Origin of the sequence: Actinopolyspora sp. BKK2 (assembly GCF_011291845.1) — a bacterium.
Taxonomy (GTDB): domain Bacteria; phylum Actinomycetota; class Actinomycetes; order Mycobacteriales; family Pseudonocardiaceae; genus Actinopolyspora; species Actinopolyspora saharensis.
Window position 1 is genome coordinate 91,592 of record NZ_JAANTE010000007.1, and the last position, 18,979, is coordinate 110,570.

Genomic DNA, 18,979 nt, shown 5'->3' on the forward strand with positions numbered 1-18,979 from the left:
GGGCCGGACTCCGGGAATCGCCCCCTGGATCGAGGGGGAAAACGTGGCGAATACCCTTGACACGGGAGGAATCCCGGCGTTGTCGACCGGGTCCGCAGCGACCCCGGACTTGTAGGAGAAACCCGTTGAGCGAGCGCACTCTCGTCCTCGTCAAACCCGATGGCGTCGAGCGAGGCCTGGTCGGTGAGGTGATCAGCCGGATCGAGCGCAAGGGGCTCAAGCTCGTCGCGCTGGAAATGCGCCACGTCGATCAGCGGCTCGCCGAGCAGCACTACGCCGAGCACGACGGGAAACCGTTCTTCAACTCGCTGCTGGAGTTCATCACCTCCGGCCCCGTCGTCGCCGCCGTCGTGGAGGGCCCGAAGGCCATCGCGGCCTTCCGGCAGATCGCCGGTGGAACGGACCCCGTGGAGAAGGCGGACGCGGGCAGTCTGCGCGGCGACTACGGTCTCGAAGTGCAGTACAACCTCGTGCACGGTTCCGACTCCGCCGAGTCGGCCGAGCGCGAGCTCAAGCTCTGGTTCCCGGATCTGCAGGCATGAGCGAAGAGGAATTCATCAGCGGCCCCCACCGGGTCGACCAGCCGCATCCCGAGCTGCCCCAGGCACTGGCCGACCTGCTCGGCAGGGTGACGGTCGCGGGGGGTGCCACCGGTTTCACGGCAGACACCGAACTGGAAACGCTCACGGACACGGCTCAGCGCGTGGTCGACGACGCCTCCACGCGGCCGAAGCGGCGGCACATCCTCACCGCGGGCAAGCAGCACACGCTCGCGGGGGCGGTGGTGCTGCGCGTGGGCGAGTTCCCGGTGGAGCGGCACCGCGCCGAGGTCGAGTGGTTGCTGGTCGACCCGCAGGTCTCCGAACGCGGCGTCGGAGAGCAGCTGTTGGACGCGGCCGAGTCGCACGCCGTGGCGCTCGGGTTGACCCAGCTGACTCTGCGGGCCCGTTCGGACGCGGCCACGGAGCAGTTCTACTCCGAGCGGGGCTGGACCGAACGGGGGCGCTGGCCGCGCTCCCTGCGGACCGGTGACGAGCAGTTCCACGACGAGGTGTGGTTGACCCGCGACCTCTGAACAATCCGAACCGACGGCCGAGGCGCGCCCGCGTGCATCGGCCTACCGGCTCGCGGGCGGTTCCGGAATCGTCCGGGCGACGTTCCCGGGGCGTGCGTCGAGCCTGCGGTCCACGGCGTGCCCGCCCGGCGTGTTCTCGCCACGCGGGCGGGCACACCGACTTTCTCCGCGTGGCCCGCTCGTTACGCTGGGGACGTGCCTGTGGAATCCGTGTACGATCGCCTGGAGCCGCTGCTTTCCCGGGTTTCCAAGCCCGTTCAGTACATCGGCGGCGAGCTCAACTCCACCGTCAAGGACTGGGACGAGGCCACCGTTCGCTGGTGCCTGATGTATCCGGACGCCTACGAGGTCGGGCTGCCCAACCAGGGCGTGATGATCCTCTACGAGATCCTCAACGAGCAGCCCGGCGTGCTCGCGGAGCGGACCTACTCCGTCTGGCCCGACCTGGAAGAGCTCATGCGTGAGCACGGGGTTCCCCAGTTCACCGTGGACGCCCATCGACCGGTCGACGCCTTCGACGTGCTGGGGGTGAGCTTCGCGACCGAGCTGGGGTACACGAACCTGCTCACCGCGCTGGACCTCGCCGGAATCCCCCTGCACGCCCGTGATCGCACGGAACAGCACCCGATCGTGTTGGCGGGTGGGCACGCCGCGTTCAACCCGGAGCCGGTCGCCGACTTCGTCGACGCGGTGGTGCTCGGTGACGGCGAGCAGGCGGTGCTGGAGATCACCGAACTGGTCCGCGCCTTCAAGGAGGAGGGAACTCCGGGAGGGCGAGCCGAGCTGCTGTCCAGGCTCGCCGCGAGCGGGATCTACGTCCCCGGCTTCTACGACGTGCACTACGACGAGGCCGGCCACATAGCCGAGTTGGTGCCGAACCGCTCCGGGGTGCCGCACCGGGTGTTCAAGCGGACCACGACGGATCTGGACGAGTGGCCCTATCCGAAGCAGCCGCTGGTGCCGACGGCGGAGAGCGTGCACGAGCGGATGAGCGTGGAGATCTTCCGCGGCTGCACGCGCGGCTGCCGGTTCTGCCAGGCCGGGATGATCACTCGCCCCGTGCGGGAGCGCTCCAACCGCGGGATCAACGACATGGTCCAGCGGGGCCTGGAGGCGACCGGCTTCGAGGAGGTCGGGCTGCTGTCGCTGAGCTCGGCCGACCACTCCGAGATCGGTGAGATCACCAAGGGGCTCGCCGACCGCTACGAGGGGACCAACACCGGGTTGTCGCTGCCCTCCACGCGGGTGGACGCCTTCAACGTCGACCTGGCGAACGAGCTCTCCCGCAGCGGCCGCCGTTCCGGTCTGACCTTCGCCCCCGAGGGGGGAAGTGAGCGGATCAGGCGGGTCATCAACAAGATGGTTTCCGAGCAGGACCTCATCAGAACCGTGTCCACCGCCTTCTCCAGCGGCTGGCGGCAGGTCAAGCTGTACTTCATGTGCGGGTTGCCGACGGAGACCGACGAGGACGTGCTGCAGATCGCCTCGATGGCCAAGGAGGTCATCAGGGAGGGCCGCAGGGTCTCCGGCCGCAACGACATCCGCTGCACGGTCTCGATCGGTGGTTTCGTCCCGAAGCCGCACACCCCGTTCCAGTGGGCCGCTCAGGCTCATCCGGACACCGTCGACGAGCGGATGCGCAAGCTCCGCAAGGCGATCAACTCGGACCGCAGGTTGGGGCGCAACATCGCCGTGCGCTACCACGACGGGAAGCCCTCGCTGATCGAGGGACTGCTCTCGCGCGGGGACCGCCGGGTCGGCCGGGTCGTCGAGCAGGTGTGGCGCTCGGGCGGGCGCTTCGACGGCTGGAACGAGCACTTCTCCTACGACCGCTGGGTGACGGCCGCCGCCGAGGCGCTGCACCCGCTGGGCGTGGACCTCGCCTGGTTCACGACGAGGGAGCGCTCCGAGGGCGAGATCCTGCCCTGGGAGCACCTGGACTCGGGGCTGGACAAGGAGTGGCTCTGGACGGACTGGCAGGACGCCCTCGATGCCCGTGAGCAGGATGACTGCCGCTGGACACCCTGCTTCGACTGCGGTGTGTGTCCGACCATGGGCACCGACATCGAGGTGGGACCCTCGGACCGGCCCCTGCTTCCGATCACTCCGGTGAGCAGCGGGACGCCGGTCAACAACGCCGCGTTCGACTCCGCGGGCGGCCACGCCTGACGGAGCTCCTCCGGTCGGCTCGCAGGTCTCGTGCGGGGCTTTCCGCCGAGTGCGGGGAAGTCGCGCGCGAGTACCTGCGAAGAGGAAGAACAGAAAACATCGGTGAGGCTGTATGGTGCGGGATGTCCCCGGTTGGTGTCTCGTCCGGGGTCGGCTTCGTCCTCGACAAGACCACGGAGGATGCTCTGAGTCCGCAACACCAGCCTCGCCCCGTGCTCTCCACGGGGCACAGGATTCGTTTTCGGTACACGAAGCGTGGTCACCTGCGGTTCACCTCGCATCGCGACCTGGCCAGGGTCTTCGAGCGCGCGTTACGGCGTGCGGGGGTGCCCGTGGCTTATTCCGAGGGGTACAGCCCGCACCCGAAGATCTCCTGGGCCGGGGCGGCTCCGACGGGGGTGGCCAGTGAGGCGGAGTACGCCGAGGTTCAGCTCGTGCGCAACATCGCCGTGCCGACCCTGCACGAGGAGTTGCGCTCGACGCTTCCCGCCGGGATGGATGTGGCGGAGATCGTGCCCGCGGAGTCGGGTGCGCTGTCCGAACGCCTGGAAGCCAGTTCCTGGCGGGTCGAGATCGAGGGAGTCGGGCCGGCCGAGCTGGAGCGGGCGGTACGGCAGCTGCTGGACTCCGAGACCGCGGAGGTCGAGCGGGTAACGAAGAAGGGGCGTCGTACCCTGGACGTGAGGGCGGCGTTGGTTTCCGCCGAGGTGCGCGATTTCGCACACCCCGGTGCACACGAAGACACGGAGAGTGCTTGTCACTCGGTCGATGCCCCTCGTGTGGACGATTGCCCAGATCGTGCACAACGATATGGGATACTTGTGATGGTTGTACGACACACTACGCCGGTCGTGCGACCCGACGACGTACTTAAGGCCCTTCGCGTCGTCGCCGACCTGCCCGCACCGGGGGTTGCGCGAGCCACACGGTTGGCGCAGGGTCGGCTCGACGACGGAGGCGCGATCGCCGATCCGCTGGCCCCTGACAGGGCGGCGGCCGGAACCCGGCAAGTGGGCACCACGTTCGGGTGATGGGTTCGGCGGGGACGCCGTCGACCACCGTGCGGTTTCCTGGGGTTTTGGCCAGGGGCGCAAGGGATCCAACAGAATTACCGCCACCGAGTGGCGGAGGGCAGAGAACGTATGCAGACCCCCGTGTGGCCGCGTCCGCGTCGGACGCGCCCGGGGGCGAAGGAGCTGAATGTTGAACAGGGACACGTCCGCTGGAGACTCCAGCGGACAATCGGTGACATCTCAGAGGGATGAGCGGGCGCAGGACGAATCCGCCAATCGAACCTTTGAAGTGCCCGCCAAGCTGCGGGTGCACGCTTTGGCGAAGATGCTGGGGGCGACCAGCCGCGAGGTCATAGCCACTCTGGGTGAGATCGGCCAATCCGTGCGCAGTGCGCAGTCGAACATCACGCGGGAGGTCGCTCTCGAAGTGGTGCGTTCGCTGCGCCCGGAACGGCTCGACTCCGGAGCGGGGCGTGACGAGGGCGGCGCTGATCCGGGTGAGTCGACCGGGGCGAGTGCACCGGGTGCGGCTGCGGAGGCCTCCCGGACCGCTTCCGAAGACACGGAGAGTGAACCGACACAACGGACTGAGACTAGCGGGGAGGCCGGCGGGACGAGTGACTCGGACTCGCCGAAGACCCCCGGTACGGTGGGTGAGGAAATGGGCGCGCGCTCCGAAAAAGCGGAAAACAGGAGCGCGGAACAGGGGGAAGGCGCGCTGGCGCCCGCCTTCGCCGCGCCTCAGGCCATGTTCCTCGCGCCCGAGACCCGGCGGGCCGCCGAGTCCGCGGACACGCACGCGGAAGTTCCCGACAGCACCGCGACTGCCGAGACGGTCGAGGGGGAGGAGGAGTCCGACTCCGCCGGCACCGTCGAGGAGAGCGAGCAGTCCGAGGGGGCGTCGACGCGGCGCAGGCGGCGCCGCGGCCGCAGGGGTCGTGGTCGCGGCCGAGGCGGTGAGGGCGAGAGCGAGAACGAGAGCTTCGAGTCCTCCTCCGAAGGCGCTGTGTCGAGTGACTCCGGTGAGTACTCCGCGACCGCGGAGGAGTCCGACGGCGGCAAGGCCGCTCGTGAGGACAAGAAATCGAAGAAGGACAAGAAGTCCAAGAAGGACAAGAAGGACAAGCAGGCCGAGTCCGGTTCCACCACGCAGCAGGGTGGCCGCTCCGGCGGGGGGGTCTCGACCGAGTCCGCTCCCGAGAGCGCCGAGCAGTCCACCGCTGGGCAGGACGAGGAAGCGGAAACGGCTTCGGTCAGCAGGCGCAGGCGCCGCAGGCGGCGTAAGAGCTCCGGCGACTCCGAGAGCGCCACCCGCGAGGACGACCCGCCGAACACCGTGGTGCACGTTCGGGAGAACAGCCCCGAGGGCGGGCGCCAGGAGGCCGAGGACGAGGTGCGCGCGATCAAGGGGTCGACGCGCCTGGAGGCCAAGCGGCAGCGACGCAGGGACGGCAGGGAGGCCGGACGTCGCCGGGCGCCGGTGCTCTCCGAGTCCGAGTTCCTGGCCAGGCGCGAGTCCGTCGAGCGCAAGATGGTCGTGCGGGAGAGCGAGGGGCAGACCCAGGTCGCTGTCCTCGAGGACGACATCCTGGCCGAGAACTTCGTGACCTCCTCCGGGAACGGGTCGTTGGTCGGCAACGTCTACCTCGGCAGGGTGCAGAACGTGCTCCCGAGCATGGAGGCGGCGTTCGTGGACATCGGCCGTGGCCGCAACGCGGTGCTCTACGCGGGCGAGGTCGACTGGGAGGCCGCCGGGCTGGCAGGCAAGTCCCGCAGGATCGAGCAGGCGCTTTCCACGGGCGACAGCGTGCTGGTTCAGGTGACCAAGGACCCGCTGGGGCACAAGGGCGCGCGGTTGACCACCCAGGTCAGCCTGCCCGGTCGTTTCCTGGTTTACGTTCCGGGCGGTGGTGCCACGGGGATCAGCCGCAAGCTGCCGGACAGCGAGCGCAAACGCCTGAAGGAGATCCTGAAGCGGATCGTTCCCGACGAGTCCGGGGTGATCATCCGCACGGCTTCCGAGGGGACCAGCGAGGAGGCCATCGACCGCGACGTGCGGCGGCTGCAGGCGCAGTGGGAGGACATCAAGGAGAAGTCCGCGGCCTCGAGCACGCAGGCTCCGCAGCTCCTCTACGCGGAACCGGATCTGCTGGTCAAGGTCGTCCGTGATCTGTTCACCGAGGACTTCTCCTCGTTGACGGTGCAGGGCGAGCAGGCGTGGCAGACGATCGAGTCCTACGTGCAGCACGTGGCTCCCGACCTGCTGGGGCGGTTGAACAAGCACGTGGGCAACAAGGACGTCTTCACCGAGTACCGGGTGGACGAGCAGATCGCCAAGGCCCTCGACCGCAAGGTCTGGTTGCCTTCCGGCGGCTACCTGGTGATCGACCGCACCGAGGCCATGACCGTCATCGACGTGAACACGGGCAAGTTCACCGGTTCCGGGGGCAACCTGGAGGAGACGGTCACGCGCAACAACTTGGAGGCGGCCGAGGAAGTGGTCCGCCAGCTGCGACTGCGGGACGTCGGCGGCATCGTGGTCATCGACTTCATCGACATGGTTCTGGAGTCGAACCGGGATCTCGTGCTGCGCAGGCTCACCGAGTGCCTGGGCCGGGACCGGACGCGGCACCAGGTCGCGGAGGTCACCTCGCTGGGGCTGGTGCAGATGACCCGCAAGCGGGTCGGAACGGGGCTGCTGGAGGCCTACAGCAGCACTTGCGAACACTGCCGTGGTCGCGGGGTGCTGGTTTCCAGCGAGCCGATCGACCACAGCCAGCACGGCGGTTCTTCCGGGGGGTCGCGGAAGAACAAGCAGCGCGGCAAGGGCCAGTCGTCCGAGAATTCGGGCCGTCAGTCCGAGGCCTCCGCCTCCGCTTCCGCCACCGCGGAGACCTCGCGGGATCGCGGCGGTGCCGCCGCGGAGGAAAAGCCCTCCGCGACCGGGGAGTCCGGCAAGGCGGACTCCACCGCGACCACGGGCAAGCGTTCCGAGTGGAAGCGCAAGACCGCCCGCTCCGCCGGTGAAGCGGAGGAAGCCGCCGCGGAGAACGGGCGGGACGGCACCGCGGCCGAACCGGTCGCCGAGGTGAGCCCCAACGGTTCAGCGCAGGCCAAGTCCGACTCGGCCAAGTCCGACTCGGCCAAGTCGGGAGGTAGCAAGTCGGGGTCGGCCAAGTCGGGAGGTACCAAGTCGGGGTCGGCCAAATCCGGCTCCGCCGCATCGGGTCCCGCTCAGTCCGCTCCGGCCGCATCCGCTCCGGCAGAGGCCGATTCCGAGCAGCAGCGGAACGGACAGCCGCAGTCCTCCGGGGAGGAGTCCGCCGAGAGCGCGGGATCCTCCACGGAGGCTGCGGGACGGAGCAGGCGCAAGGCCAGCAGGCCGATGGGCAGCACCGGCTCGACCGCCCAGCCCGTGGTCGTCAACCCCGCGCCGAATTCCTCCGAAGTCGCCTCGGGGGAGGCGAGCACGGAGACGGAGTCCTCCGTGATCTCGGCGGGGCCCGCACGTCGTCCGAGGCGCCGTGCGGCGGGACGCGCCACGGGGCCACCGGTGGAGCCCTCCGAGGAGTGATCTGCGGCGCGGCCGGGACCCGACTGCTCGTCGTGGTTCCGGCCGCTGCCCGGTTTCACCGATAGCACCGCGTCTTGCGAACTGGCGGGGGAAGGGACGCATCCCTCGCGAGTGGAGCGCGTCGCGGAACCGAATGGCGTGTTCCGGCAGTGGTTCGGTTCCTGCAGTTTTCATGAAAGCGATTCGGTAAGCGTATTCTTCCGTCGAATGCTCTCCCGATCGGGCTCGGGTTTTCATCCGAATTGTCGGTGCCTGCATGACCGTGTCGTGCTCGTGACGGGAACGGCACGGTTTTGTTGTTCCGGGCAGCGGTGTGCTGTCCCAGCGCGCAGTTGTTGCGCAACGTGCCCGGTCCGCTCCGGGAGAGTGTTCGGCGCGTGGCGCTCACGTCGGACAACGGCGTTCTCGCCTGCGGGTGGTTGCGCGCGAGGCACCGGCCCGAAGTAGCTCATAGTGACTAATTTCACAAAATTTCTTCGTGTTTAAGGTCACGGTATGGCGTTCCGTGTGACTTGCGTCTAGAGTTACCTGTCGGTAAAAGTAATGGATATCACTCACTGTGTTTTTCATCCCACTGGTCGAGTGAGTGCCGTGCTTGCTCAAGTTCCCGGACCACCGAGGTGACCTCATGGCCACGAGGCGAAGGGCCGACGCCGAAAACGACAACGCAGCCAATGGACGCACCCGCTGGAAGGTTTTCACGCTCGTATTCGTAGTGGGTTTCTCCGGAGTGGCGCTGATGCTCACGGGACTTTCCAAGGGTGCCGTGGCTGCCTCCTTCGCAGTCTCCGGTACGAGCTACAAGGCTTCGGCGGACAAACTCACCGCGGAGGGCGTGGTGCAGTTCGGTTCCGTCGACCGCAGCGCTGAGGAAGCGCACCCGGTGCTGGTCAACGGCTTCAAACACGCGAAGCTGACCAACTTCTGCCAGTCCATCCGCGTGCCCGACCTTCCCGGCATCGGGGACGCGACCGTGCGCATCGAGGCCGCCGACGGAATGACCGCCGAGAACCTCGTCCTCGGCGTCGAACAGGTCCAGGGGGACCTGACCCTGAACAACGTCGAGATCGGCAGGGACGCCGCCAAGCTGGACGCGGGTCCGGAGGGGGTCCAGGGGACCTCGGGCGGCTTCGGCATTCAGGCCAGTGGCGCCACGATCGATGACCTGAAGCAGGAGGCCTGGTCGACGACGGCCTCCACGCTCAACCTCAACGACGTGAACATTTCCACGACGGCGGGGAACGATCCCTGCTACTGACGTGGACGAGTCGCTTCCGACCGTCCGCTCGACCAGTCCGTTTGACGACCCGATCCGTACGCCGTGAGGCACGGCCCGAGGAGGGGGCGCCCGTGAGCAAAGCGTCGAAGAACCACCCGGGAGGGAGCAACAGGCAGCGGCTCGCGAGAGGGCGCGTCGTCTTCCGGGAGTGGCGCAGAACGCGACCGTTCTGGGCGGGAGTATTCACCCTGATCGCCGCACTGCTGCTGCTGTACCCGCCGTACGCTTCGTTGAAGTTCGGCGACATCGAGGTGTCGCTGCGCACTACGGCGGGAATCACGGCGCTCGTGATCGGCATGGTGCTGATCGCGTGCGGCCTCTCGTTCTGGTTGCGTCCGGAGCTGCGGATGCCTGCGGGCATCGTGACCCTGGTGCTGTCCGTGGTGGCCGTCGTGACGGTCAACCTCGGTTCCTTGCTGCTCGGGACCACCACGGGACTGATCGGCGCCGCCCTGGCGATCGCCTGGTCCCCGCGGCGGGGAAGCGACGAGCGGGACTCCGGGGATGCCGCGGACTCCGCGGGGGCCGAGGGTTCGAGCGGAACCGCCCCTGCCCGCGACGACGTTTCCAAGCCTTCCCCGGTCCCGCGCGAGCGCGCCGGGACGGACGGGGACGGGACGGCTTCGCCCGCGGGTGCCGCGCGAGTCGACGGAGGCGAGTCGTGAGTCGGGACCGCGAACACGCGCGCTCACCGCGCAAGGACGCGGAGGCGACCCGCGGGCGTTCGGGCAGGGTCCGAGGCGTCGGCACGACCTCGCTGGTGATGGGGCTGGCCGTGGTGACCGGGGCCGCCGGACTGGTCGACCCGCCCTTCGGCGTGGCCCAGCAGTCGGACTCCGTGCAGCTCCTTCCCGGGCCGACGGACACGTCCCTGCTGCCGGGCAGCGACGAGTCCCCGGAGGAGGCGCCCACGTCCTCGGAAACTCCTCCCGAGCAGGGAGCCGGGCAGCAGGAGAGCTCCGAGCGGGAGGACGGAACGTCCGCGGGAGGTTCCGCGGAACCGGGTGAGGAGGGCTCCGGCGACAGCGGGGCGGCGGAGAGACTGCCACCTCCTCCGGAGCAGCGACCCGACGTGCGGCCGGGACCGGGACGGATCTGGACGTTGACGGCGAGCACGTTGACCCTGGAGGGGGTGCACTACAACGGCTTCGCCACCCATGAGGTCAACGGCGAGCAGGTGCGCACCATGCACTTCACCGTCGACGCGTTGCGGATCGGGGACCTGGTGCAGCGTGGCCGCCTGGCCGGCGGGAAGGACGTTCGGGTCGCGGCGGACCGCGGCTCGGTGTCCACGATCACCGAAGGCCCCATCGAGCTCTACACGCGCAAGCTCACCGGAAAGCTCAACGTCGCGGGCTACCCGCTCGTGCCGGTGGAGCTCTCCCCCGAGGCGCTGCTGCTGCCGAACCTCGACCTGGGGTTCCTGGAGCTGCCGAAGCTGACCTTCAGTGACGCGGTGGTGCGCAACGTCGATCTCGACGGGGGTAAACTGTTCATACCGGGGGCGGAGATCGCCCCGGAGTGACGTGGGTTGCGAGCGGCCTTGCGCGGGATCGTCGTTCTCTTCGAACGCACGGTGCCTTCGGGCGACCCCTGGGCGAGATGCGCTGTGCAGAGCACTGTATGATGGTGTGGAATTTCTCGCCGCCGGACGGGCGGAGGGGGTTCGACGCCTGTCAGGCGAGGTCCGCCCGGTAAGGTCGGCTGTCGTCGCGGAGGCAGGAACCCACTGTGGCGCCGCCTGGTCGGCGTACTGGGAATCCCCCTTGCAAGTGGGGATGTGCGTACGTCGCAGACTGGTGAACTAGCGAAACCGAGCAGCAGGAGACTTCCGACTCATGTACGCGATCGTCAAGACCGGCGGCAAACAACACAAGGTCGCCGTCGGGGACGTCGTCGAGGTCGAGAAGCTCGAGGGCGAACCGGGTTCCGAGATCACCTTCCCGGCGCTGATGGTCGTCGACGGCTCCGAAGTCACCGCCGACGCCGACGCGCTCAAGAAGGTCTCGGTGACCGGTAAGCTGGTCGAGCAGACCAAAGGTCCCAAGATCCACATCCACAAGTTCAAGAACAAGACCGGATATCACAAGCGGCAGGGGCATCGGCAGCAGCTGACCCGCGTCGAGGTCACCGGCATCACCAAGTGAGGGCGTGAGAAGACATGTCAACTAAGAAGGGCGCGTCCAACTCTCGGAACGGCCGTGACTCGAATCCCAAGTTCCTGGGACTCAAGCGTTTCGGCGGCCAGCGCGTGAACGCTGGCGAGATCCTGGTGCGGCAGCGCGGTACCAAGTACCACCCCGGTGGCAACGTGGGGCGTGGCGGTGACGACACGCTGTTCGCCCTGTCCGCCGGTTCGGTGGAGTACGCCCGCAAGCGCGGCCGCAAGTTCATCAACGTGGTGCCGAGCGAGGCCTGAACCGGCTTCCGGCACATCCGTGTTTTCCGCGAGGGGCGGGCCGGTCGCGAACCGGCGCCGCCCCTCGTTTGATTTCCACCCCCGCCTTGGAGGTTCCCGTGTCGCGCTTCGTCGATCGCGTGACGATTCATGTCGCCGCAGGCGACGGAGGTAATGGTTGCGCCTCGATACACCGGGAGAAATTCAAGCCTTACGGGGGCCCCGACGGTGGCAACGGGGGCAAGGGCGGTGACGTGACGCTGGTGGTGGACCCCGGCGTGCACACGCTGCTGGACTACCACTACCGCCCCCACGTCACCGCCGAGCGGGGCAAGCAGGGGCAGGGCAGCATGCGCAACGGGGCCTCCGGTGCGGACCTCGAACTGCTGGTCCCCGAGGGAACCGTCGTCTCCGACTCGGAAGGCGAAGTGATCGCCGATCTGGTGGGCGAGGGAACCAGGCTCGTCCTCGCCAGGGGAGGCAACGGCGGTCTGGGCAACGCCGCGTTGGCCTCGAGGAGCAGGAAGGCCCCCGGGTTCGCCCTGCTGGGCGAGCCGGGTGAGTCCGGCGACTTCGTCCTCGAGATGAAGTCGGTCGCCGACGTGGGGCTGGTGGGCTTCCCCTCCGCGGGCAAGTCCTCGCTGGTCTCGGTGCTCTCCGCGGCGCGTCCCCGGGTCGCCGAGTACCCGTTCACCACGCTGGCTCCGAACCTGGGGGTGGTCACGGCCGATGACAAGGTCTTCACGGTGGCCGACGTTCCCGGCCTGATTCCCGGGGCCAGCCAGGGCCGTGGGCTCGGTCTCGAGTTCCTCAGGCACGTCGAGCGGTGTGCCGTGCTCGTCCACGTGGTGGACTGCGCCACCTTCGAACCGGAGCGGGACCCGCTGTCCGACATCGACGCCCTGGAGCACGAACTCGCCGAGTACACCCCGGCGCTGAGCGAGGAGCACGGGGCCGTCGACCTGAACGAGCGGCCGCGCCTGATCGTGCTGAACAAGATGGACATCCCCGACGCGCGCGCCATGGCGGACCTGGTCCACGAGGGGGTGCGCGAGCGCGGGTGGCCGGTGTTCGAGATCTCCACGGCCACGCACGACGGGCTGCGGGAGCTGCGCTTCGCGCTGGCTGAGCAGGTCGAGAACTTCCGTGCGCAGCTACCGGCCCCGGAGCCGAGGCGGGTGACGGTGCGCCCCAAACCGGTCGACGAGAGCGGATTCACCGTCGAATCGGACCCCGAGGTCGCGGACGGCTACGTGGTGCGCGGCGAGAAGCCGGAACGGTGGGTGCGGCAGACCAGCTTCGACAACGAGGAGGCCGTCAGCTACCTGGCCGACCGGTTGGCCAAGCTCGGCGTGGAGGACGAGCTGGCCCGGCAGGGGGCTCAGCCCGGAAGCCAGGTCACGATCGGCTCGGTGTCCTTCGAGTGGGAGCCCACCACCCCCGAGGGCAACGCCGCCACCGGTGGTGCGGGCGTGTCCGGACGGGGGCGAGCTTCTCCGGAGGAGCGCAAGGCGGCGAAACGGGCCCGCCGCACGGGGACCACCGACGCCGCGGGCTTTCCCGCGGCCGAGGAGGGCGCCGCGGAGCCCGTCGAGATCTCCGAGGCGGAAGCGGACGAGGACGAGGACGAACTGCGATGAGTTCCGGTGTCGCGACCTCCGCGGAATCACCCACCCGGCGTGCCGTCTCGACCGCACGCCGCGTGGTGGTCAAGGTCGGCTCGTCCTCGTTGACCACGGCCGAGGGCGGGCTGAACGAGGAACGGTTGACCGCGTTGGTGGCGACGCTGGCGCGACGCGTGGCTGCGGGCAGCCAGGTGGTGCTGGTTTCCTCCGGTGCCATAGCGGCGGGCATCGCTCCGCTGGGGCTGGAGAGGCGTCCCGTGGACCTGGCCACGCAGCAGGCCGCGGCCAGCGTGGGGCAGCAGGCGTTGGCCCACGCCTACGCGGCCACCTTCGCCCGCTTCGGCCTCACCGTCGGTCAGGTGCTGCTGACCGCCGACGACGTCGTCCGCAGGTCGCACTACCGCAACGCCCACCGGACCCTGCAGCGATTGCTGAACCTCGGCGCGATTCCCGTGGTCAACGAGAACGACACGGTCGCCACCGCGGAGATCCGCTTCGGGGACAACGACCGGCTGGCCGCTTTGGCGGCGCACCTGGTCGGTGCCGACGCGTTGGTGCTCCTGTCGGACGTGGACGCGCTCTACGACGGTGATCCGCGTGACGGGCGGGCCAGCGCGGTGCGGGAGGTTTCCTCCGCCGAGGACCTCGAGGAGGTCGCCGTTGGCGGTGCGGGCTCGTCCGGGCTCGGGACCGGTGGGATGGCCTCCAAGGTCCAGGCCGCGCGGGTGGCCTGCTCCGCGGGGGTTCCCGTGCTGCTGACCTCGGCCGATCTGGCGGACTCCGCGTTGGGGGACGCCGACGTGGGGACAGTCTTCGCGACGACGGGACCCCGGCTGTCGGCCCGGAGGTTCTGGCTGGCCCACGCCGCGGGGGCCAGCGGCAGGCTGCACCTCGACGAGGGGGCGGTTTCGGCGGTGATCCGCAGGCGCCGCTCGCTGCTCGCTGCCGGGATCACAGGGGTGGAGGGCGCTTTCGCCGGTGGGGACGTGGTCGAGCTCGTGGGTCCCTCCGGTCGTGCTGTGGCCAGGGGAGTGGTGGCCTACGACGCCGCCGAGCTTCCGGACCTGATCGGACGGTCCAGCCACGAGCTCCCGGTCGAGCAGCGCCGCGAGGTGGTGCATGCCGACGATCTCGCACCGACGCACTGAGAGAGTGCGCGGCTTGGTTTGCTTGGTGGGTTCCGTGGCAGGACCCCTCGTGGGCTCGTGAGCGGGTGCCCCGATCGGGTAGCGGCCTGCACGACGTCTCCGGTCGTGGCCATGAGAGCGCAGGCTCAGAGCACTCGGGGTGGACGGAGCCCTTCTGGGACAACGGATGAACGTACTGGCGAAGCACCATCAGGTGGTTCCCAGGGTCAACGGGAGGACGCTCGGAGCCCCGGCCCTGCGCAGCAGCCTCGCCACGACGGCGAGGGTCCACCCGGTGTCGGTGTAGTCGTCCACGAGCAGCACCGGGCCGCCGAGCTCGGTCGGTGAGCTCCCGGCGGGCAGCTCGAACCTGTTCCACAGGCCGGCCAACCTCCGTGCGCTGTTCGGGCTCGCCGAGACCCGCCGGGCCGGATCGGGGGCCACCTGGCCGAGCAGCGGCAGTCTTCCGATGGCGGCGATCCGCTCGGCCAGGCTGCCGACCAGCTGCGGCCTGCTCAGGGAACCGACTCCCAGGACGGCGACCGGCCGCTGCGCCCAGTCCCATTCGGCCAGCACGCGCACGCAGGCCTGCACGAGGTCCTCGGGGACCTGCCCGTCCGCCGCGTCCGCGGCGAACAGCTCGCGCAGTCTGCTCCCCCAGGCGATGTCGGTCAGCTTGCCGAGAGCGCGACCTTGTTCGTGCTGCTCGTCCGCGGGGATCCTGCCCGTGATCTCGATGCCGACGGACTGCATCCCGCTCGGCCACATCTTGCGGGGGGTCAGCGGCGTTCCCGCCCGGTCGAGGTGGTGCTGCGCCTGCTCGACGGATTCCGCGGAGACCTGCTCGGAGAGCCTGGTGCCGGTGCAGTTGTCGCACCGCCCGCACGGGGCCGCGTGCGGATCGTCGAGCTCGGTGCGCAGGAACTCCATGCGGCACTGCGTGGTCTCCAGGTACTGGAGCATGGCCCGCTGCTCGGCGCGGCGCTGCTCGGCGATCCGCTCGTAGCGCTCGGCCTCGTAGGACCACTGGTTGCCCGTGCTGGTCCAGCCGCCCTTGACCCGCTGCACGGCCCCGTCCACGTCGAGCACCTTGAGCACCATCTCCAGCCGGGAGCGGCTCAGCTCGACGTGGGGCTCCAGCGCGGCGGTGGACAGCGGGCGGTCCGCCTGGTCGAGCGTGTTCAGCACCGCGCGCACGGTCGCCTCGGGCGGGAAGGTCAGCGAGGTGAAGTAGTCCCAGATCCGCTGGTCCTCCTGGCCGGGCAGCAACAGCACCTCGGCGCGTTCCACGCCGCGCCCCGCGCGGCCGATCTGCTGGTAGTAGGCGATCGGGGAGGCGGGGGCGCCCAGGTGCACGACGAACCCGAGGTCGGACTTGTCGAAGCCCATCCCCAGGGCAGAGGTGGCCACCAGGGCCTTGACCTCGTTGTTCAGCAGCGCCTGTTCGGCCGCGCCGCGCTCGGCCGCACCGGTCCGGCCGGAGTAGGAGCTCACCTCGAAGCCGCGCTCGCGGAGGAAGTCGGCGGTCTCCTCGGCGCTGGCGACCGTCAGCGCGTAGATGATGCCCGAACCGGGCAACCGATCGAGGTTCTCCGCCAGCCAGGCCAGGCGCTGCCGGGGCTCGGGCAGCCGCAGCACCCCGAGCCGGAGGCTCTCCCGGTCGAGGGTGCCGCGCAGCACCAGCGGGCGGTCGGCGCCGTCGGACTGGTCGGTCACGCCCAGCTGCTCCGACACGTCGTGGACCACGCGGTCGTTGGCGGTGGCCGTGGTGGCGAGCACGGGCACGCCTTCGGGCAGCTCGGTGAGCAGGGTGCGCAGCCTGCGGTAATCGGGGCGGAAGTCGTGCCCCCAGTCGGAGATGCAGTGGGCCTCGTCGACGACGAGCAGCCCGGTGTTGCGGGTCAGCTCGGGAAGCACGTTGTCCCTGAACTCCGGGTTGTTCAACCGCTCCGGGCTGACCAGCAGCACGTCCACCGCGCCGATGGCGACCTCCTCCTCGACGGAGGCCCACTCCTCCGGGTTGGCGGAGTTGATCGTGACGGCGTGCACGCCGGCCTGCGCCGCCGCGTCGACCTGGTTGCGCATCAGGGCCAGCAGCGGGGAGACGATGACCGTGGGCCCCTCCCCGAGCTCGCGCAGCAGGGCGGTGGCCACGAAGTACACCGCCGACTTCCCCCAGCCGGTGCGCTGCACGACCAGGGCCCGTCGCCGGTCCAGCACCAGGGCGCGGATGGCGCTCCACTGGTCCTCGCGTAGTTCGGCGTCGGGTCCCGCCAGCGCGCGCAGGTGCTGCTCGGCCATCTCGCGAAGAGCCTGTTCGTCCACGCGCCGATTCTTGCGCAGGCCGTTCGGCGCGAGGTAACCGGTCCGGTTCCTCCGTGGTGCTCCGGCGCGGACGACCCCGCCGGAGCGCGGGGAGACGTCGCCGACGTCGGGGCGTCCGCAGTGGGAGGCAGCGGGAGCTCGTGGGGTGTCACCGGCCGGAACCACCCGCGTGGGCCGAGCCCCGGATCGCCTAAGCTGGCGGTGTGAGCATCGACACCGAATCCGGCGACGGGCAGGTAGCCGTGGCGGAGAGTCCGGAAACGGGGCAGGACCTGCGCGAGCGCGTGCGCGAGGACGCGCGCCGGGCGCGCCGCGCCGCGAACGAGCTCGGGCTGGCCACGCGCAACACCAAGGACGCCCTGCTGCACGCCCTGGCGGACGCCCTGCGCGATCGTTGCGACGAGATCCTGGCTGCCAACGCCCTCGACGTGGAGGCGGCGTGGGCTTCCGGCACGGAGGCGAGCCTGGTCGACCGGCTGACCCTTTCCCCGGAGCGAGTGCGGGGCATGGCCGAGGGGCTGCGCACCGTCGCCGAGCTCCCCGATCCGGTGGGCGAGGTCGTGCGCGGCAGCGTGCTCGGCAACGGGCTGCGGCTCCAGCAGGTGCGGGTGCCGTTCGGGGTGGTCGGCATGGTCTACGAGGGCCGTCCCAACGTCACCGTGGACGCGGCCGGGCTGGCGCTGAAGTCGGGCAACGCCGTGCTGCTGCGCGGTTCAGCCTCGGCCGAGCGCTCCAACGCCGCGCTGGTGTCCGTGCTGACCGACGTGCTGCGCGAGCACGAGCTGCCCGCGGACGCGGTGCGCCTGCTGCCCTGCCACGACAGGTCCTCGGTGCACCACCTGGTCACCGCGCGCGGGCTGGTGGACGTGGTGATCCCCCGGGGAGGGGCCGGGCTGATCTCGACGGTGGTGGAGCAGGCCACCGTGCCCGCGATCGAGACCGGAGTGGGCAACTGCCACCTCTACGTCGACGCGGCAGCCGACCGGCGGACCGCGCTGGACGTCCTGCTCAACTCCAAGACGCGGCGCTACGGCGTGTGCAACTCGGCCGAGAACCTGCTGGTGCACCGCGACATCGCCGAGTCCTTCGTCCCCGAGGCCGTCGAGGCGCTGCGCGCGGAAGGCGTGACGGTGCACGCCGACGAGCGCTTCCTGGCGCTGGCCGGGGGCGGCGAGGGTGTGGTCCCCGCGACCGAGGAGGACTGGGACACCGAGTACCTCTCGGCCGACATCGCGGCCTCCGTCGTGGACTCGCTGCCGGACGCGGTCGAGCACATCGCCGCGCACGGTTCCGGGCACACCGAGGCGATCGTCACCGACGACCTGCGTGCCTCCCAGCAGTTCACCGCGCGGGTCGACGCGGCGGCGGTGATGGTCAACGCCTCCACCGCCTTCACCGACGGCGGGGAGTTCGGCATGGGGGCCGAGATCGGCATCTCCACGCAGAAGCTGCACGCGCGTGGGCCCATGGCCCTTCCCGAGCTGACCACGACCAAGTGGTTGGTCCACGGCGAGGGGCAGGTCCGGCCCGCGAACTGATCCCGCCGTTGCCGCGGGGAGGCCGCTGCCCACCGGTTGGGCGCGCGGCAGCTCGAGCCGACGCCGCTCGGGGGATCCGCTGCGGTCGCTCGCCGTGGGCGCCGGGGCGTCCGCTGCGCTGCCGCTGCAGGCAGTTCGTCGTGAGTTCCTGGTGAATCTCCGGGCCGCATGCTCTACCGTCGGTGCTCCAGATTCCCCGGCTCGGTCTCGGGAGGCGGTTTGTGCGCGGACCGGCAGCCACGGCGCAGGCGTGACCCCGCCGCGACCAGAACGGCGCTGCTGCGGGCGGCCGCCGAGCTGTTCGCCGAGCGCGGCTTCGACCAGACCACGGTCCGGGAAGTCGCCGCCCGTGCCGAGGTGAACCAGGCTCTGCTGTTCCGCTACTTCGGTTCCAAGCAGGAGCTGTTCGCCGAGGTGCTCAGCCACAACAGCGAGGCCCTGCTGGACAGCGTCGCCGCCCCGGAGCTGCCGAGGCGGATACTGGAGAACGTCCTCGCCGAGCGGGCCGGTTCCGGGGCCGAGCACACGATCGTGGCCATGCTGCGCTCGTTCAGCGACGAGCGGGCGGCTCGTGTGCTGCGGGACGAACTCGGCGGGTCCTACGTCGAGCGCCTCGCGCGGCTCAGCGACGCGGCGGACGCGGACTTGCGCGCGGATCTGGTGCTGGCCTGGTTGTTCGGCATCGGCATGATGCGTTCCGTGCTGGGCAAGGACCCGCTCGCCGAGGCCTCCGAGGAGGTGATCCTCGGGCACGTGACCCGCGCGGTCTCGTACCTGCTGGAAAAGAGCGCCCCCGCGCCGGAGGAGGACCTGGGGGAGGATTGAGGCGCGCGGAACGCCACCTGTTCGGCGGAGT

15 protein-coding genes are annotated in these 18,979 nt (G+C 69.8%); 14 read left to right on the forward strand and 1 reads right to left on the reverse strand.

Annotated features, from left to right (window positions below; genetic code table 11):
• Positions 1 to 125: 125 nt before the first annotated feature.
• The 12 genes from ndk (at position 126) to proB (ending at position 14,281) form a co-directional block, all read left to right on the forward strand.
• Positions 126 to 542 carry a nucleoside-diphosphate kinase gene (gene ndk / locus G9Q41_RS15535; RefSeq protein WP_165633226.1) on the forward strand — a complete coding sequence of 139 codons (417 nt, stop codon included), beginning with the start codon at positions 126 to 128 and terminating at the stop codon, positions 540 to 542.
• Positions 539 to 1,075, forward strand: coding sequence for a GNAT family N-acetyltransferase (locus tag G9Q41_RS15540; RefSeq protein ID WP_165633225.1), 537 nt, complete (start codon positions 539 to 541; stop codon positions 1,073 to 1,075). Before ndk ends, G9Q41_RS15540 begins: the two co-directional genes overlap by 4 nt.
• 195 nt (positions 1,076 to 1,270) lie before the next feature.
• The gene (locus G9Q41_RS15545; RefSeq protein ID WP_165633224.1) at positions 1,271 to 3,244 is read left to right on the forward strand and encodes a TIGR03960 family B12-binding radical SAM protein; all 1,974 of its coding nucleotides are present in this window, start codon (positions 1,271 to 1,273) and stop codon (positions 3,242 to 3,244) included.
• A 122-nt stretch (positions 3,245 to 3,366) separates the two neighbouring features.
• Entirely contained in the window at positions 3,367 to 4,275 is a 909-nt protein-coding gene (locus G9Q41_RS15550) for a TIGR03936 family radical SAM-associated protein (protein WP_207631204.1), read from the forward strand.
• A gap of 169 nt (positions 4,276 to 4,444) precedes the next feature.
• Complete coding sequence (locus G9Q41_RS15555) at positions 4,445 to 7,831, forward strand: translation initiation factor IF-2 N-terminal domain-containing protein (RefSeq protein ID WP_165633223.1); 3,387 nt, start codon at positions 4,445 to 4,447, stop codon at positions 7,829 to 7,831.
• 628 nt (positions 7,832 to 8,459) lie between these two features.
• Entirely contained in the window at positions 8,460 to 9,089 is a 630-nt protein-coding gene (locus G9Q41_RS15560; RefSeq protein WP_092523346.1) for a DUF6230 family protein, read from the forward strand.
• A 92-nt stretch (positions 9,090 to 9,181) separates the two neighbouring features.
• Complete coding sequence (locus G9Q41_RS15565; protein ID WP_347567573.1) at positions 9,182 to 9,775, forward strand: DUF6114 domain-containing protein; 594 nt, start codon at positions 9,182 to 9,184, stop codon at positions 9,773 to 9,775.
• Positions 9,772 to 10,635 carry a hypothetical protein gene (locus G9Q41_RS21590; RefSeq protein WP_207631203.1) on the forward strand — a complete coding sequence of 288 codons (864 nt, stop codon included), beginning with the start codon at positions 9,772 to 9,774 and terminating at the stop codon, positions 10,633 to 10,635. Before G9Q41_RS15565 ends, G9Q41_RS21590 begins: the two co-directional genes overlap by 4 nt.
• Positions 10,636 to 10,948: 313 nt before the next feature.
• Positions 10,949 to 11,257 carry a 50S ribosomal protein L21 gene (gene rplU / locus G9Q41_RS15575; RefSeq protein ID WP_092523342.1) on the forward strand — a complete coding sequence of 103 codons (309 nt, stop codon included), beginning with the start codon at positions 10,949 to 10,951 and terminating at the stop codon, positions 11,255 to 11,257.
• A 14-nt stretch (positions 11,258 to 11,271) separates the two neighbouring features.
• Entirely contained in the window at positions 11,272 to 11,529 is a 258-nt protein-coding gene (gene rpmA, locus G9Q41_RS15580; RefSeq protein ID WP_017973807.1) for a 50S ribosomal protein L27, read from the forward strand.
• Between the two features lie 86 nt (positions 11,530 to 11,615).
• Positions 11,616 to 13,148: a GTPase ObgE gene (obgE, locus tag G9Q41_RS15585; RefSeq protein ID WP_207631202.1), complete on the forward strand. Its 1,533-nt coding sequence runs from the start codon at positions 11,616 to 11,618 to the stop codon at positions 13,146 to 13,148.
• Entirely contained in the window at positions 13,145 to 14,281 is a 1,137-nt protein-coding gene (proB, locus tag G9Q41_RS15590) for a glutamate 5-kinase (RefSeq protein ID WP_165633222.1), read from the forward strand. Before obgE ends, proB begins: the two co-directional genes overlap by 4 nt.
• A gap of 189 nt (positions 14,282 to 14,470) precedes the next feature.
• On the opposite strand, the gene G9Q41_RS15595 is transcribed toward proB, so the two are convergent.
• The gene (locus tag G9Q41_RS15595; protein WP_165633280.1) at positions 14,471 to 16,561 is read right to left on the reverse strand and encodes a RecQ family ATP-dependent DNA helicase; all 2,091 of its coding nucleotides are present in this window, start codon (positions 16,559 to 16,561) and stop codon (positions 14,471 to 14,473) included.
• Between the two features lie 266 nt (positions 16,562 to 16,827).
• On the opposite strand from G9Q41_RS15595, the gene G9Q41_RS15600 reads away from it, so the two are divergent.
• Positions 16,828 to 18,123 (forward strand): glutamate-5-semialdehyde dehydrogenase, encoded by a 1,296-nt coding sequence (locus G9Q41_RS15600; protein ID WP_165633279.1) that lies wholly within the window; start codon positions 16,828 to 16,830, stop codon positions 18,121 to 18,123.
• A 219-nt stretch (positions 18,124 to 18,342) separates the two neighbouring features.
• Complete coding sequence (locus G9Q41_RS15605; RefSeq protein ID WP_165633221.1) at positions 18,343 to 18,948, forward strand: TetR/AcrR family transcriptional regulator; 606 nt, start codon at positions 18,343 to 18,345, stop codon at positions 18,946 to 18,948.
• Positions 18,949 to 18,979: the final 31 nt, after the last annotated feature.

Coding starts and splice junctions, on each gene's coding strand:
- rplU (WP_092523342.1), top strand. CDS start 10,949: ATGTACGCGATCGTCAAGACCGGCGGCAAACAACACAAGGTCGCCGTC.
- G9Q41_RS15555 (WP_165633223.1), top strand. CDS start 4,445: ATGTTGAACAGGGACACGTCCGCTGGAGACTCCAGCGGACAATCGGTG.
- G9Q41_RS15560 (WP_092523346.1), top strand. CDS start 8,460: ATGGCCACGAGGCGAAGGGCCGACGCCGAAAACGACAACGCAGCCAAT.
- proB (WP_165633222.1), top strand. CDS start 13,145: ATGAGTTCCGGTGTCGCGACCTCCGCGGAATCACCCACCCGGCGTGCC.
- G9Q41_RS15550 (WP_207631204.1), top strand. CDS start 3,367: ATGTCCCCGGTTGGTGTCTCGTCCGGGGTCGGCTTCGTCCTCGACAAG.
- rpmA (WP_017973807.1), top strand. CDS start 11,272: ATGTCAACTAAGAAGGGCGCGTCCAACTCTCGGAACGGCCGTGACTCG.
- G9Q41_RS15540 (WP_165633225.1), top strand. CDS start 539: ATGAGCGAAGAGGAATTCATCAGCGGCCCCCACCGGGTCGACCAGCCG.
- G9Q41_RS15595 (WP_165633280.1), bottom strand. CDS start 16,561: ATGGCCGAGCAGCACCTGCGCGCGCTGGCGGGACCCGACGCCGAACTA.